We start from the raw sequence: 15,137 nt of genomic DNA on the forward strand, positions 1-15,137 counted from the left end.
ATGGCGGGCAGAAACCGCAAGACCTTTTATGCCCTGGGCGTGTTGGCCGTGGCGCTGGTGATTGTCGGTGTGCTGGCTGTGCAACGTATATGGTCCGGGACCGAGGTGCCGGTCGTTACGCAGGTAATTGAACGCGGTGATATTCAGAAGACCGTCCTGGCGACCGGCATCCTCAAACCTTCTGTACAGGTGAATGTCGGTGCGCAGGTCAATGGTCAGTTAAAAAAACTGCACGTTCGTGCCGGCGATCGCGTCACTAAAGGTCAACTGCTGGCTGAAATTGACCCGGCGTTGCAACAAAGCGAGCTGCGTAAATCTGAGGCTGCGCTGGATATTGCCATCGCCCAGAAAGAGGCCGCCCAGGTCACGCTCAAACAGTATGATCTTGAGCTTAAACGCCAGTTGCGGATGGATCGCGACGGATCCGGCACGAAGAGCAATCTCGAGGAGGCGCAGGCCAGGTTCGATACGCAGAAGGCGCAGTTGTTAGTCAATGAAGCGCAGATCGTACAAGCGTGGATGGCGCTGGAAACGGCAAAAGCCAATCTGGGCTATACGCAGATTATGGCGCCGGTGGACGGACAGGTGTTGGGTATCGTTACCCGGGAAGGACAGACCGTTGTCTCCTCGCAGACCGCGCCGACCATTCTGGTGCTGGCCGACGTTGATACCATGACGGTGCACACGCGTATTTCAGAAACTGACATTTTGAAAGTCCGTCCCGGCCAGCCGCTGTGGTTTTCCGTTGTGGCCGATCCTAAACGTCGATATCAAAGTGTGATGGGCACACTTCAGGATGCGCCGAGTGACGCTTTACAGGATGACAGTGCCCGTCCCCAGGGGCAACAAGCCTCCGCCGTCTATTACGATGGCGTATTCAGCGTACCGAACCCCGACCATCAGCTACGTACCTCCATGACGGCACAGGTGTTCATCATCACCGATCAGGTTAAAAATGTGCTGCGCCTGCCGCTGATGGCGCTGGGTCAGCCGCAGGGGAAAGATCGCTATCAGGTGCAGGTAATGAAGGGCGATAAGATCGAACTGCGGCAGGTGCGAGTGGGCATCAACGACCGTCAGTTCGTTGAGGTGAAAGAGGGCCTGAGCGAAGGCGAGCACGTTGTGATTGTGCAAAATGAGACCGGGGCTGCGCATGGCTAACGCGCCGGTTATCGAACTTTCGCACATCTCCCGCCATTTTGGCTCGGGCAGCGCTGCGGTAACTGTGCTGAAGGATATCTCCCTGCGCGTTGAGGCGGGGGAGATGGTCGCCATTATCGGTGCATCGGGTTCCGGGAAATCCACGCTGATGAATATCATTGGCTGCCTGGATAAACCGTCGGAAGGCGAAATGCGCATTATGGATATCCCTGCGCAGGTGGCCAGCAGCGAACAACTCGCAGAGCTGCGCAGCCAGTATCTGGGCTTTATCTTTCAGCGCTATCACCTGATGCCCTATCTGACGGCCATCGAAAACGTCACCATTCCGGCACTGTATACCGATATGCCTGCCCCTGAACGTCGGACACGGGCTGAGTATCTGTTGACTCGCCTGGGTCTTGGTGAGCGCATGAATTACCGGCCTGCACAGCTCTCCGGCGGACAGCAGCAACGCGTCAGTATCGCCCGAGCCCTGATGAACGGCGCGCCGGTGATTCTGGCGGATGAGCCCACGGGGGCGCTCGACAGCACCAGTGGCCAGGAGCTGATGGCCATTTTGCATGGACTTCATCAGGCCGGGCATACGCTTATTATCGTCACCCATGACCGGCGTATCGCCGAACAGTGCCAGCGCATTGTCGAAATCCACGACGGCCAGATTGTGGCTGACCGGGTCAATCCGGTTATGCCGAAGGTGACATCCCATGACCTTCCAGCCATAGCCGCCACCGGGCGAACGCCTGTCTGGCAGAGCATCAAGGAAGCGGTGCGCATGGCGTGGCGCTCCCTGCTTGGGCATCGGATCCGCGCCTTCCTTTCCATGCTGGGCATCATCATCGGCATCTCTTCTGTTGTCTCTTCTATGGCAGTCGGTGAAGGGGCAAGGCAGAGCATTCTCAGCCAGATAAGCCAGCTGGGAAGCAGCTCGGTCGAAATTCGCCCCGGTCTCGGCTGGGACAAACTGCGGCCCGATTTTGAACGGGCATTGACGCTGGATGATGTGGATTTGCTCGGCAAACAGCCTTACATCGACAGCCTGTCGCCGATAGTGAATAAAACTGCTATGGCGGTCCGGGGCGGTAAGCAAGTTGTTGTTTCGTTGTCGGGCGTCAGTAACGGTTTCTTTCGTGTGCAGGGGCTGAACTTTGTTAATGGGAACCGTTTCACGGCACGCGATCTGGATGAACGTGAGCCGGTGGTCATCATCGATCCGAACGTGCGCAGCACGCTATTCCCTGGCGGGCAGGATCCGCTGGGCGAAATTATTCAACTTTCCGGCGCGCCTTACCGGGTGATCGGCGTAGCGGAGAAAAAAGGGCCGAAATATTTCGGCGAGCAACTCGGCGCATGGATCCCCTATACCTCGCTGCTGGAGCGGATGTCGGGTGATACGCCGTTGCAGTCCATTACCCTGCGTATCGCCGACGATTATCCAATCGATGCTGCTCAGCGAGATGTCGAGCAACTGCTGGATTCGGTGCACGGCAGACGGGATTTCTTCACCATGACCAACGATCAGATGACGAAGACGATTCGTAAAACGTCGGAGTCGATGACCCTGCTGATCACCGCGATTGCCGGGATTTCTCTGCTGGTAGGTGGCGTCGGGGTGATGAACATCATGCTGGTGTCGGTAACGGAAAGGACCCATGAGATTGGCATTCGCCTCTCGGTCGGTGCCCGGCCTGCGGACATCATGCGTCAGTTTCTGATTGAGGCGATGGTGATTTGTTCCCTCGGCGGCCTGATTGGCATTATCGGCTCGGGTCTGGCGGGGCTGATTTTTTCTTTGGTTACGCAGGAATTCACCATGATTTTCACCTGGCCGCCCATCCTTTTGGCCTGTGGCTTCTCCGCGCTGATCGGGCTTGGCTTTGGCTTTTTCCCGGCGCGCAATGCGGCCCGCCTGCATCCCACGGAGGCGCTGGCCCGCGAATGAAACTGAACCCATTCATCATTGCCGCCATGACGCTGACGCTGTTTGGCTGTGGTCAGGCGCTGAAAAGCGACTATCAAAGACCCATGCTGTCAGTACCTGACGCCTGGCGTGTGAAGGATACTGGCGAGGGCGTAGCGAAATTTTCCCCGCACTGGTGGGATAATTTTGGCGATCCGCAGCTGTCACGCCTGATCGTGTCCATGTTGCAGAGCAATAACGATCTGGCGCTGGCAGGGATCAAGCTTCGCCAGGCGCGACTGGCGGCTGGGATATCGGATCTTAATCTGACGCCTGACGTCACCGCAGGCGGAATAGCCAGTAATACTAAGTCTCTGCATCACGACACTACGCCGACAGAAAGCTACAGCAACGCTCTTTCAGCGTCATACGAGCTGGATCTCTGGGGAAAACTGGCGCGTATCCGGGAGCAGTCCGACTGGCTGGCAAAAGCATCGGAGCAGGATTTACAGGCTACTGCGCTGTCGCTTATTGGCACAACGTCTCAGCTTTACTGGCAGATTGCCAGCCTGAATCAGCAGATCGGCAATGTCCGGCAGAGTCTGGAGATTGCCAGAGAAACTCTGCGCATGGTGACCTCCCGCTGGAAGGCGGGTGATCTGGGCCAGCTCGATTATTTGCAGGCGCAGCAGACGGTGTTGAGCCGTGAAATTAGTCTGCGTGATTTACTCCAGCAGCGCGATGAAAGCCGTAATGCATTGGCGATTCTACTCAGCCGCCCGCCTGGACAGTACCCTGCCGAACGTCAGACGCTGGATCTCCATCAGCGTGTACCGGTGGCGCAGCGCCTGCCACTGGAAACCATCGCCAAAAGGCCGGACGTGCAGTCCGCCGAACTGAAACTGCGTGCCGCGCTGGCGGGTTCAGACGTTGCGCGATTGAGTTTTTATCCCTCGCTGTCGCTCAGTGCCTCATTGAATGCCGGTGCTGCTGTGTTTCAGCAATGGTTCAGCAACCCGGCCCGAACGCTGGGATCAGCGGTTGATCTGCCTTTCATCCAGTGGAACAAAGTGCAACTGACCGTCGACCAGTCCGGTCTGGATGTCCAGAGTGCGGCGATTCAGTTTCGTCACGCCTCCTACAGTGCGCTGCAGGATATCGATAACGCGATGTCGCAGCGCCTGACCTGGCAGCAGGAAAAACAGCATTTATTGAACGATTTGGCGCTGAGCCAACAGCGGCTGGTGCTGGTGGAAAGCCAGTATCACCACGGTTCGGTGAGTTATCAGGCGTTACTTGATGCGCAGAATGCGCTGCTGGTCAGCGAAAACGCGCTGGTAACAAACCAGTACAACTACCTGTATTCCACGATGAAACTCTGGTTGGCGCTAGGGGGCGGGGAAGACAATACGATGAATAAACAAGGATAAGCCATGACAATGGACACTTTACAGACGATGGACGCGCCGCGTCGGGTAGTGGTTACGGGTTATGGGGCAGTAACACCGCTGGGGATGAATGCCGCTGAAAGCTGGGCAGCCATCATGGATTACAAACTCGGCTACCGTTATTGCGACAAATCTGCCGCCGGGATCAAATCCCGTTTTTATGGCCTGATCGATGAGGAGCCTTCACTCAAAGGCGTACCTGCCGCCATCCGACGCCGCCTGCCACGTTATGCACGGCTTACGCTGGCCGCTGCGCGAGAGGCCATGCAGATGTCGTTTGGCGATGAAAAGCCTGAGCACTATTACGATCTGCGCGATTGCGGCGCCATCATGGGCACCGGCTGGGCAGGTCAGGACGAAACCCAGGTTTATTACGAAGATTATATGCGCACCGGGGTGGGCTCCCCTTTTGGCTGCTTTTTCTCGATGCCCAGCTCGGCCACGGCGGCAGTCAGCCTGCTGTGGGGGCTCCGTGGCTATCAAAATACACCAATAGCAGCCTGCGCGACGGGGACCATCGCGATAGGCGATGCGTTTGAACTTATCCGACATGGTCGTGCAAACATGATGCTGGCGGGGGCCGGAGAATCGCTGCGTTCTGATTCAGCGGTATGGAATATTGACGTGCTTGGCGCGCTGGCCAGCGAGCAGGAAGAGATCACGCGCGCCTGTTGTCCGTTCAGCCTGCATCGTAATGGCTTTGTGCTAAGCGAAGGGGCGGCGGTGCTGTGTCTCGAAGAGCGTGAATCTGCTATTGCACGTGGTGCGACTATTCTTGGCGAAATTCTCGGGTACGGTAATTTCTCCGATGCCAGTGATTTTACCGCGCCGGCCGAAGACAAAATTGCGCGGGTGCAAACCATCCGCCATGCCCTTCAGCAGGCTGGCGTTACCGCCCGGGATCTGGATTATATCAACGCCCATGGCACGTCTACGCCGCTCAACGACCTTAATGAAACCGAGGCGATGAAGATTGCGCTGGGCGAGGCGGCTTACACCACGCCTTGCTCAAGTACGAAATCCTATACTGGCCATCTGATTGCTGCCGCTGGCAGCTTTGAATCGATCGTTTGTTTGCAGGCCCTTGAGCATCAGGTGATGCCTGCGACCTGTCATCTCGCTACGCCCGATCCGGCATGCGATCTGGATTATGTACCCAATACCCATCGCCCGGCAGCGCTAAACACAACCCTCAACCTCAGCTTCGGGTTTGGCGGCGCGAACGCGGCGCTGGTGATCGGCAGGGGGAAATGATGTCGCTAAGCTACAGCCTGGAACATGCCGAACGCTGGGCGGCCTTTTCGGGTGACTATAATCCCATTCATTTTGACGTTAACGAGGCGAAGCGTCTGGGGATGGACGGATTATGCGTACACGGCATGCGCGCGCTGCTGGATGTAAAATCCGCGCTCAGTGCTGCCGTGGAAAAACATGCATCGTCGTTGGAAGGTCTGGTATTCAGCAGTCGTCTTCGCGAGCCGGTGATGTGTGAAATACCCTATGAGCTGCCTGTAAAAGAAGTGGTGCGTCGTGAGCAGATGCAGGTGAGCGGAAATTTGGTGAATTTTCAGACACAGAAGACCAGCATCAGTAGTAAAATCACTGGCGCTAACTCATTGACGTTATCACCTGCCGCTCAGGTGAATACGCTTGAAGGGGAAGAGCTGGCGGTGCTGTATACCCAGTTTCTGACTCATGTCGGACATGTTGCTCCGCTGTGGATTTTCCTTGATGCGATATTGTTCCGCCAGTTAGTCAATGCACCGGCAACGCTCGAGACGGTGCATAGCATTATCCCTGAGCATAAGGCCAATAGCCTGCGCGATGTTTTCAGCCTGGTGCAGGTTGTTCAGACGCACCATGACACGCATTTTTCACCCCGGTTGTTACGGCAAAATGAGAGTGGTCAGCGTTTTGACGCTATCGATTATGCGATCCTGCCGACGCTGGTAATGGGCAATAAACATGCTGGACTGGTTTTAGTGGCGGGCATTCAGGCGTGGCGTGTCAATGAGCCGTTGATGTCTGTCACGGTTACATTGAAAACCGGCTCGCTGGCTGGCTGACAGGTGATTGCTGATAAAAAAGAGCAATTAACCCTAAATAACATTCAACAGTCTGAATTAAAGGAATAAATCATGACACCTTTTGATGAAGTTTATAGCAAAGTTTGTGAGATGTTGTGCGATGCAAAAGACATGGAAATGGAAGATCTGGATCCGGACATGCCTTTGTATCAGCTAAAGCTCGATAGCCTGGATTATGTGGAACTTATGGTGCTGGCAAAGAAAGAATTTGGCGTCACCATTGAAGCTGAACTGTTCACAAATAATGTGAACATTACGCTTCGCGAGCTATGTCAGTATCTCAGCGAAAAAAGTCTTTAACTATGCAGAGGAAATGGATATTAGTCACCGGCGGAAGCCGTGGGATCGGACGTGCTACGGTGCTGCGTCTGGCGAAAGAATATAATGTGATATTTACCTGGAATCAGGGTGAAAGCGCGGCTCGGGAGGTTGAACAGGCCTGCGCAACGCTGCCGGGTAAGGTTGAAAGCTATCAATGTGACGGAAGTGATGAGCAGGCTGTGGCGCGTGTCGCCACTGATTTACTGACGCGTTACGGTGCGCCCCACGGCGTAGTGCACAATGCCGGTATCACGCTTGATGAATTGCACATTCACCAAAACCCGGATAACTGGCGTAAGGTGATGGATACGAACTTAAATGCTGTCTTCTATTTTAACCAGCATCTGCTTAAGCCGATGTTGATAGAAGGTGGCGGTTCTATAGTAATGATGTCGTCAGTTACCGGTGTGAAGGGCAATAGTGGGCAAAGTGCCTATGCAGCGAGTAAAGCGGCAATAATTGGCCTTGCACGGACGCTATCAGTGGAGTTAGGGCGTTTTAACGTCAGGGTCAATTGCTTGCTACCCGGCTATATCGACACCGATATTCTGGCCAATATCCCTAAAGAAAAACTGACTGCGCTGCACAAAACCATTCCGATGAAACGCTTCGGTACAGTAAACGAAGTCGCTGGTGCGGTGGCATGGCTGGTGAGTGACGACAGCACTTATATGACCGGACAAACTCTTATTCTGGATGGTGGCCTTTCCGCCTGATCAGAATGACAACATTCTATTCACTTCAAACAGGACGCAAGGCGTCCTGTCTTTTTATTCACACAAAAAACAGTCTCCTGCCAGGTTTATTTTACTGAGCATTAGGTCTGGAATCGTATAAATTTGAGATATTTCTCACTATTCTAAAAAATAGCGTCTTTTTCATCACAAAAAGTACGCAAAAAATCTAAGAAATAACCTATGGTGCTGACCACTGACAGCAGGATAAAATCATTTTGTAAGCGCATAGTTCCAGCCGTAGAAAACAATAATTATTCTTTTAAAGTATGATTTAAGTGTGGCTGTATCTTATCGGATGTCGTTTTCTATAGATAAAGAATATAAATCATTAGCTCGCCATTTAAATAAATTATCTTTTTCCGTATCGATTAGCGAACTGAATTACTTCAGAGAAACTTATTTGAGGCCGTCAGGATGACAATGAATGTAGCGCCTCAAGTGTTAAAGTGCGGGTCTGCTTTAGCAAAGTTTTCCCGGGGAAACGATACGCGATTCATCAAAAATCAGTCAGGATTCCGCACTATTCAGGATGCAGTTTTGTTGTGTACTACGGGTAATACTGGAAGTTTTAAATAAATTTTGTGAATTTGGTGTGAAAAAATATTTAAAAGAAATGGTGTTAAACTAAGGTGGCTTTTTTTGGTTCTTAAAACTAATATATCGCCATGCCGCAGCGTTAAATATCGTGAAATGAGCGGCACTAAATTTTAGCGTCATTCATTTTTCTGTTGTTTATTTAGAGCCCCTATAAGAAGTTTCATGAATACAAGAAAAAACCGATCCCGATAAATAGGATAAAAACAACGGTTTAGAGCGTAACGTACTGAAATAGAAAGTTAAACATAAATGGAAGCCGAGTAAGGGAATCAGTATTGACATGAAATTACCATCTCATTAAATTGTGCTCCAATTTAGTTCGACATGAATCGTTGGGATTTAGGGGGAACCCATCCAACGTTTTATTTACTGCGGTGGAGACTTCAGGAACTAAATAAAGGAAATGACATAGCGTTGTCGTGTAACATATTTAATAGGGACAAATTAATGAAAAAAAATCTTCTGGCAGTTGCTCTGATGGCTACCTCCGTTTTCGCTACTTCAGCAATCGCTGCTGATGGCGCAGTTAACTTCACTGGTACTATTACCGATGCAGCTTGTACTGTTGATGCAGATTCTCTGAATCAGTCAGTGATTCTGGGTAACATTAGCCGCAATGCATTCAAAGCTGCTGGCGATATCTCTGGTACTAAAGGGTTCAAACTGGTACTGAAAGATTGCCCGGATACTGTAAAAGGTGCAGTTGTTCGTTTCGACGGTGAGCAGGCAGCTGGTGACAACGGCATTCTGGCGCTGACCGCAGGTGAAAAGACCGCTAAAGAAGTCGGTATTCAGATTACTGACGCTCAGAATAAAGTCGTTCCACTGTATACCGACTCATCTGTTTACAGCCTGACCAGCACTGGTCCTAACACCCTGAGCTTCCGCGCAGGTTATATCGCCCTGTCTGATAAAGTCACTGTGGGTGAGGCAAACGCTGTTACTCAGTTCACTATCGTATATCAGTAATTTTCACTGAGCTAAATCAGACTGGAGGCAAGGTATGCCTCTGGTCTTTTTGAACATTCGAGACAGGCAGGGATAGCATGAATAGATGGCACGCTACAGGGGTGGCTGCATTATTAATGACCTTAGTCACGACGGCGCAGGCGGGCGTGGTGGTAGGGGGAACACGGGTAATTTATGACGGCGCAAAAAAAGAAAGTTCCATTAATGTCAGTAACCCTGACAACAATGTCTATCTCATTCAGTCATGGGTAGATGGCGCAGGGACAACTGATAAAGCACCGTTTATTGTTACTCCTCCTTTATTCCGACTGGACAGCAATCAGCAAAACATTTTGCGTATCGTGCGTGCGGGCGGCAATCTGCCACAGAATAAAGAGTCGATGTACTGGCTCAATATTAAATCGATCCCTTCTGCTAATAAATCGCAAGAAAATACGCTGCAGATTGCTGTGAAAACGCGTATTAAGCTCATTTTCCGTCCCGCTGGCGTTAATAATTCCCTTGACGAGTCCGCCAAAATCCTGACCTGGAAACGAATGGGTAATCAGTTGAAGGTCACTAACCCTTCCCCAAATTATATTAATTTTTTCAAAGTTAATATCAATGGTATTGAAGTAAAAAACGCCACTATGGTTGCGCCGCAATCAGAGGCCAGCTTCGATTTGCCGGGCAACGTTTCAGGGAATTCGCTGAGCTGGCAGTTTATTAACGATTATGGCGGCACTAGCAAAGCTCTTACTGTTGGTATTTGAACTCAATCACCAGAGTGTCGCTGCGTTGGTTGAGCATGGAAGTGAAGAACGTTAGTCATCATTTTATTATCAAATGACTGCGTTTATATATGGGAAAATAATATGAATAAAATTACGAAGAGCCATACTTCGAACCATTTTTCACGTACTCGTCTTGCCTGCTTGTTAACATTTTTAATGGGCGGGGCTGCCCTTACGCACGCAGCGGAATATTTTAATCCTGCGTTACTCGAAATCGATAATCCAGGCCAGGGAAAAGCGGATTTATCTATTTTCGAAGATGGCGACTTACAGGCACCAGGCACCTATCGTGTTGATATCTATCTTAACGGATCAGAAGTAGTTACTCGTGACATTAAATTTTCCCTTGTTGTTGACGCTGCCGGTAATCAGAGCCTTTATCCCTGTTTGAGTGGAGAGCTATTGCAGGAAATAGGCGTGAAAATTGGTATGTTCCCCGGTATTAAGGTCACAGATGAATGCGCCAACTTTACCGGTGCGATAGCGCAATCTTCGGCAAAATTTCGATTCGATCAACAACGCCTTGAATTGAGCATGCCGCAGATAGCGCTTAATGCCGAGGCTCGTGGTTACGTTTCTCCGGATAAGTGGGATCAGGGCATTCCAGCATTACTCGTAAATTATAGCTTCAGCGGCGCAAATACCGAGGCGCGAAATGGCGACAGTAGAGACTCAGATAACTATTACCTGAACTTGCGTTCGGGAGCGAATCTGGGGGCCTGGCGTCTACGTAACTATTCGACCTGGAACCGCGACAGTGATGGAAACGAGCGCTGGGAATCTATCAGCACTTATCTGCAACGCGACATTCATATTCTAAGAAGCCAGCTCACCCTGGGCGACAGTACCTCACCCAGTGAAATCTTCGATTCCGTGCCGTTTCGCGGTATACAGTTGGCTTCCGATGAAGACATGCTGCCGGACAGCCTGAAAGGCTATTCACCGGTGGTACGCGGTATTGCAAGCAGCAATGCGCAGGTAACGATTTATCAGAATGGTTACGTCATTTACCAGAGCTATGTACCAGCTGGCCCGTTCGCCATCACTGACCTCTATCCGACGGCGGGTAGTGGCGATCTGAACGTGATCATTAAAGAAGCTGACGGTACCGAGCGAACAATGATTGTACCTTTTGCTTCCGTACCTGTGCTCCAGCGTGAAGGCCGCCTGAAGTATAGCGTCACCAGTGGTCAGTACCGCTCATATAACGATGACGTTGATAAGACGTTATTCTCGCAGCTCACTGCCATGTACGGATTACCGTTCGGCGCGACGCTGTATGGCGGCATGCAGGCGGCGAGCAAATATCAGTCGCTGGCTGTGGGGATCGGGCAAAACCTGGGCCGCTTCGGGGCGCTTTCTGCAGACGTTATGCAGGCATGGACCAAGCTGGAACACGCAGAGAAAGACAGCGGCCAGTCGTACCGTCTGCGCTACGGTAAAAGTTTCGCTGAAACCGGCACCAACTTCAGCCTTGCCAGCTACCGCTATTCCACTGCGGGTTTTTACACGTTACAGGAGGCGCTGGATAGCTACACCGGAAATAATGGTCAGTTTAACGATCATAAGAAAAGCCGTGCCGAGCTGGTTTTGAGTCAAAACCTGGGGGACAAAGCCGGTGCGTTCTCTCTTAATCTGGTAAGAGAAGATTACTGGAATAACAACCGTTCTACCGAATCGGTTGGTGTTGGGTATAACAACTCCTGGAAAGGGATCTCCTACGGGATCAACTACACCTATAGCCGCAATGGTCAGGATCAGCACAAAAAGCGGACGTACTATACCGATCAGATCGTGGCTGTGAACGTCAGTGTTCCATTGAGTCAGTGGCTACCGAACAGCTACGCAACCTACAACCTTAACAGCAGCAAAAATGGTACTACCTCAAATAACGTTGGTCTCAACGGTACGGCGCTTGCTGATAACAACCTGAGTTACAGCCTCTCCCAGGGTTATACCTCTCAGGGAGAAGGGGCGAACGGCTACGCCAGCGCGGATTACAGAGGTGGATACGGGGAAATTAACGCGGGTTATGGTTACGATAAAAGCCAGCGCCGTCTGGATTATGGCTTGCAAGGCGGCATTGTCTTGCATGAAAACGGCTTAACGCTTTCACAGCCGCTCAATGAAACCGTGGTGCTGGTAAAAGCGCCGGGCGCGGACGGTGTAACCATCTCGAACAACACCGGTGTGACAACCGACTGGCGCGGCTATGCGGTGGTGCCTTACGCCACGGCATACCGACGTAACCAGATTTATCTTGATACCTTAACCTTGCCTGAAGATGTGGATATGACGCTGACCAGTGCGTCAGTCATTCCTACCCGCGGTGCCGTCGTGCGCGCAGACTTTAACCCGAGTGTCGGACAACGTGTGCTAATGACGCTGCTCCGTGCCAATGGCGAACCGGTGCCTTTCGGTGCAACGGTGAGCAAGGAGGATGGCGCAAAAGACGATGGCAGCATTGTCGGCGATGGCGGTCAGGTTTATCTGTCGGGTATGGCCGATGCCGGAACGCTTATGGCGAAATGGGGTAACGCAGAGGCGCAGACCTGTCGGGTGAGTTATACGTTACCTTCGCAATCGGCCACGGCGGGGATTCAAATTATTAATGGAGACTGCCGGTAAGGCGGGATATGGACATGACCGAACGCACGATGACATTTGTCGCAGATAAGACTTCACGCCACATTCCATGGCGTCGTATCGCCGGTAAAAAAAGCAGCGCATTATTCGGCCTGGCATTGGCGGGCTGGATGCTGAGCACCTCCGTACAGGCAGCCGCATGCAGATCAGACAGCGGGACGCAACGCTATGACTTTCTGATGGATTACACGTTAAAAGATCCTACCGAGAACGTGGCCGGAAGGACGATTAACGGTGCCTATCAATGGAACCTTGGCAGCATCTACTACGTGAGTTGTGACTGTACCGGAGAATACGGGCCTGCCTGGATTACCGCAAAAGTACCTGAAAGAGAGCTGGTACATACCGACGGTGACCTGAAATTTTACGCCATTAATGACTATCTGGCAGTGGCCAGCAAGGTATGGATCGCTGGCGGCAGGGATGAAGACGTCGCGACGCCTTTTACCAACAAGTCTAATAGGAACAAACCGGTCCGGTGCAACACTTTTCTCTATGGTACCGGCTCGAAAGGTAGTATTTCCCTCTATTTCCGGCGGCCCTTTGTGGGTGAACAAATCATTCCGGTAACTAAGGTTACCGATGTGTATATCGCTACTGATGACAAGACTCAGTCCATCGAGCCGGTGTCAACGGTTTGGATGAGCGGAAAAGTTACAGTACCGCAATCATGCGTGATTAATGGCGGGGGCACTATCGATGTGGATTTCAAAGATATTATGGCTGGCGATATTACGACGAAAGGCGAAATGGCTAAAAACTTCACGCCTAGAAACGTCAATTTGAATGTGAGATGCTCCAATATTTCCGAAGGGGTGAAGGTCAGCCTCTCTTTCTCTGGAACGCCGGATATGAATGATCCGACTGCCTTATCGACAACCAATAAAGATGTGGGTGTCAGAATGAAGGATCCAAAGGGAGATAACCTCGATCCGAATGGTGGAGAATTGCCGTTAAATATGGATTATACCAGCCAGATAGCAACATCGGCGATTACCTTATTTCCATTTAATACCACCGGTAAAATGCCTGAAACGGGTAACTTTACCGCAACAGCCACCATTCGTGCTGAAATACAATAATTCCGGACGCTACCGGTAAGGGAAAATAATGAAGGATTCAATTTTTTCAATACATCAAAAGAGAAAAGCCCCTGCGTTGCTGCTGTGTCTGGCTGCGGGCATGCTGTCCTATTCTGCAAATGCTGATACGGTACTGAATATCACCGGTACCATTAAAGCCTCACCGTGCAAAATCGACGTGCCTGCAGGCGGGGTGAATGTGGATTTGGGGCAGAATATCATGGCGGGGGATTTGTCTGAGGCTAAATCGGCAACTGAATGGAAACCTATTGCCATTGCGGTGAGCGAATGCCCAGCCACCACGTCTAAAGTTACCATGGCGCTGAGCGGCACGGCGGATACGGACGAGCCTGATATGTACAAGAACAACGGAACAGCAGAACAAGTGCAAATCCAACTGCAAAACACAGCGTCAGGTCAGGCGCTGGGTAATGCCTCAACTCTGGTTCAGGACGTAGAATCTACCAGCAAAGGCACGACCTTCAATATGCAGGCGCGGGCGTACAGCTCTAAGGGTAACGCAACACCGGGGTCGATCCTTGGCGTAGTGCAGCTTACCTTTACTTATCAGTAACCAGTAATAACCGCGGCTTCAGGAAGAATCTGCGAGTAAATAAAAACGTCTGACTCAGTAACGTTCCCGGCAGGGGGCGTTACTGAGAATACAAGGAAGGTAGATGAATAAAATCAATAATCCTGTGCCTCATGTCCCATTAAGCCCTTCTCCCGCCGTCTCCGTGGGCGAAGGCGTGTTGATTATGGACGCCAGCCCGGTTACTGCTCTGGGCATTAAGCGCGTATTAACGGAGACGTGCGGGATCGTCGAACCCATCGGTGCCGTACAAAACCTTGCCTCTATTCCCTCTGCTATTGCCAGTACATTGCCTGCGCTGCTTATCATGGACATTTGCGGTGAAAATGAATTGATGCTTGATGGGCTGCGGTTGTTGGCGCATCTGCACGAATCTCATCCGTCAATGAAGGTTATAATATGCACTGATTTTAGCGATCATCGTATTCTTGAGCTGCTAGTGTCATCGCATGCCAACGGTATCTTACTCAAACACGAGCCAGTGCTGGCATTAACACAGTGTGTTTCCGCCGTCATGTCAGGGGAGCGGCAGTGGGTAAGTCCTAAAGCGAAACGGTTGCTCTCTAAGAGTGCCCCGTCAAGCACTCCGCTGACCGCCCGCGAGCTGGATGTGCTTGCATATCTGTTTTCAGGCTTGAGTGTTTCCCGTATAGCGAAGACTCTCTATCGCAACGTCCGTACCGTGAGTACGCATAAGCGTAATGCGATGATAAAACTGGGCTATCACAATGACAGTGAACTTTATGCTCAATGTACGTGGATGGCAAAAACAGGCCCTGCCGCCCGTTTATAAGATACCAAGGATGGGGATTGCATAAAGATAAGTA

The 15,137-nt window shown here is 51.4% G+C and carries 13 protein-coding genes; all 13 read left to right on the forward strand.

What is annotated here, in order from left to right:
- Complete coding sequence (locus C3406_RS20580) at window positions 1-1,161, forward strand: efflux RND transporter periplasmic adaptor subunit (RefSeq protein WP_103824729.1); 1,161 nt, start codon at window positions 1-3, stop codon at window positions 1,159-1,161.
- The gene (locus C3406_RS20585; protein ID WP_103824730.1) at window positions 1,154-3,100 is read left to right on the forward strand and encodes an ABC transporter permease; all 1,947 of its coding nucleotides are present in this window, start codon (window positions 1,154-1,156) and stop codon (window positions 3,098-3,100) included. The genes C3406_RS20580 and C3406_RS20585 overlap by 8 nt, the downstream gene beginning before the upstream one ends.
- Complete coding sequence (locus C3406_RS20590) at window positions 3,097-4,488, forward strand: efflux transporter outer membrane subunit (protein WP_233210582.1); 1,392 nt, start codon at window positions 3,097-3,099, stop codon at window positions 4,486-4,488. The genes C3406_RS20585 and C3406_RS20590 overlap by 4 nt, the downstream gene beginning before the upstream one ends.
- 9 nt (window positions 4,489-4,497) lie before the next feature.
- The gene (locus C3406_RS20595) at window positions 4,498-5,760 is read left to right on the forward strand and encodes a beta-ketoacyl-[acyl-carrier-protein] synthase family protein (RefSeq protein ID WP_199182748.1); all 1,263 of its coding nucleotides are present in this window, start codon (window positions 4,498-4,500) and stop codon (window positions 5,758-5,760) included.
- Entirely contained in the window at window positions 5,760-6,572 is an 813-nt protein-coding gene (locus C3406_RS20600; protein ID WP_158250572.1) for a MaoC/PaaZ C-terminal domain-containing protein, read from the forward strand. The genes C3406_RS20595 and C3406_RS20600 overlap by 1 nt, the downstream gene beginning before the upstream one ends.
- A 72-nt stretch (window positions 6,573-6,644) precedes the next feature.
- On the forward strand, window positions 6,645-6,893 hold the full coding sequence (locus C3406_RS20605) for an acyl carrier protein (RefSeq protein ID WP_103824732.1): 249 nt from the start codon (window positions 6,645-6,647) through the stop codon (window positions 6,891-6,893).
- Between the two features lie 2 nt (window positions 6,894-6,895).
- Window positions 6,896-7,630: an SDR family NAD(P)-dependent oxidoreductase gene (locus C3406_RS20610; protein WP_103824733.1), complete on the forward strand. Its 735-nt coding sequence runs from the start codon at window positions 6,896-6,898 to the stop codon at window positions 7,628-7,630.
- A 1,065-nt stretch (window positions 7,631-8,695) separates the two neighbouring features.
- Entirely contained in the window at window positions 8,696-9,217 is a 522-nt protein-coding gene (locus C3406_RS20615; RefSeq protein ID WP_103824734.1) for a fimbrial protein, read from the forward strand.
- A 77-nt stretch (window positions 9,218-9,294) separates the two neighbouring features.
- Entirely contained in the window at window positions 9,295-9,969 is a 675-nt protein-coding gene (locus C3406_RS20620; RefSeq protein ID WP_103824735.1) for a fimbrial biogenesis chaperone, read from the forward strand.
- A 102-nt stretch (window positions 9,970-10,071) separates the two neighbouring features.
- Window positions 10,072-12,618: a fimbria/pilus outer membrane usher protein gene (locus C3406_RS20625; protein ID WP_103824736.1), complete on the forward strand. Its 2,547-nt coding sequence runs from the start codon at window positions 10,072-10,074 to the stop codon at window positions 12,616-12,618.
- Window positions 12,619-12,632: 14 nt separating this feature from the next.
- The gene (locus C3406_RS20630) at window positions 12,633-13,718 is read left to right on the forward strand and encodes a fimbrial protein (RefSeq protein WP_158250573.1); all 1,086 of its coding nucleotides are present in this window, start codon (window positions 12,633-12,635) and stop codon (window positions 13,716-13,718) included.
- A 28-nt stretch (window positions 13,719-13,746) separates the two neighbouring features.
- Window positions 13,747-14,292 (forward strand): fimbrial protein, encoded by a 546-nt coding sequence (locus C3406_RS20635; protein ID WP_103824738.1) that lies wholly within the window; start codon window positions 13,747-13,749, stop codon window positions 14,290-14,292.
- Between the two features lie 103 nt (window positions 14,293-14,395).
- Entirely contained in the window at window positions 14,396-15,103 is a 708-nt protein-coding gene (locus tag C3406_RS20640; protein ID WP_233210583.1) for a LuxR C-terminal-related transcriptional regulator, read from the forward strand.
- Window positions 15,104-15,137 lie beyond the last annotated feature (34 nt).

This window comes from Leclercia sp. LSNIH8, assembly GCF_002920195.1.
Taxonomy (GTDB): domain Bacteria; phylum Pseudomonadota; class Gammaproteobacteria; order Enterobacterales; family Enterobacteriaceae; genus Enterobacter.

Excerpts from the sequence above, each read along its gene's own strand:
- C3406_RS20580 (WP_103824729.1), top strand. The coding sequence starts at position 1 with ATGGCGGGCAGAAACCGCAAGACCTTTTATGCCCTGGGCGTGTTGGCC.
- C3406_RS20585 (WP_103824730.1), top strand. The coding sequence starts at position 1,154 with ATGGCTAACGCGCCGGTTATCGAACTTTCGCACATCTCCCGCCATTTT.
- C3406_RS20590 (WP_233210582.1), top strand. The coding sequence starts at position 3,097 with ATGAAACTGAACCCATTCATCATTGCCGCCATGACGCTGACGCTGTTT.
- C3406_RS20595 (WP_199182748.1), top strand. The coding sequence starts at position 4,498 with ATGGACACTTTACAGACGATGGACGCGCCGCGTCGGGTAGTGGTTACG.
- C3406_RS20600 (WP_158250572.1), top strand. The coding sequence starts at position 5,760 with ATGTCGCTAAGCTACAGCCTGGAACATGCCGAACGCTGGGCGGCCTTT.
- C3406_RS20605 (WP_103824732.1), top strand. The coding sequence starts at position 6,645 with ATGACACCTTTTGATGAAGTTTATAGCAAAGTTTGTGAGATGTTGTGC.
- C3406_RS20610 (WP_103824733.1), top strand. The coding sequence starts at position 6,896 with ATGCAGAGGAAATGGATATTAGTCACCGGCGGAAGCCGTGGGATCGGA.
- C3406_RS20615 (WP_103824734.1), top strand. The coding sequence starts at position 8,696 with ATGAAAAAAAATCTTCTGGCAGTTGCTCTGATGGCTACCTCCGTTTTC.
- C3406_RS20620 (WP_103824735.1), top strand. The coding sequence starts at position 9,295 with ATGAATAGATGGCACGCTACAGGGGTGGCTGCATTATTAATGACCTTA.
- C3406_RS20625 (WP_103824736.1), top strand. The coding sequence starts at position 10,072 with ATGAATAAAATTACGAAGAGCCATACTTCGAACCATTTTTCACGTACT.
- C3406_RS20630 (WP_158250573.1), top strand. The coding sequence starts at position 12,633 with ATGACCGAACGCACGATGACATTTGTCGCAGATAAGACTTCACGCCAC.
- C3406_RS20635 (WP_103824738.1), top strand. The coding sequence starts at position 13,747 with ATGAAGGATTCAATTTTTTCAATACATCAAAAGAGAAAAGCCCCTGCG.
- C3406_RS20640 (WP_233210583.1), top strand. The coding sequence starts at position 14,396 with ATGAATAAAATCAATAATCCTGTGCCTCATGTCCCATTAAGCCCTTCT.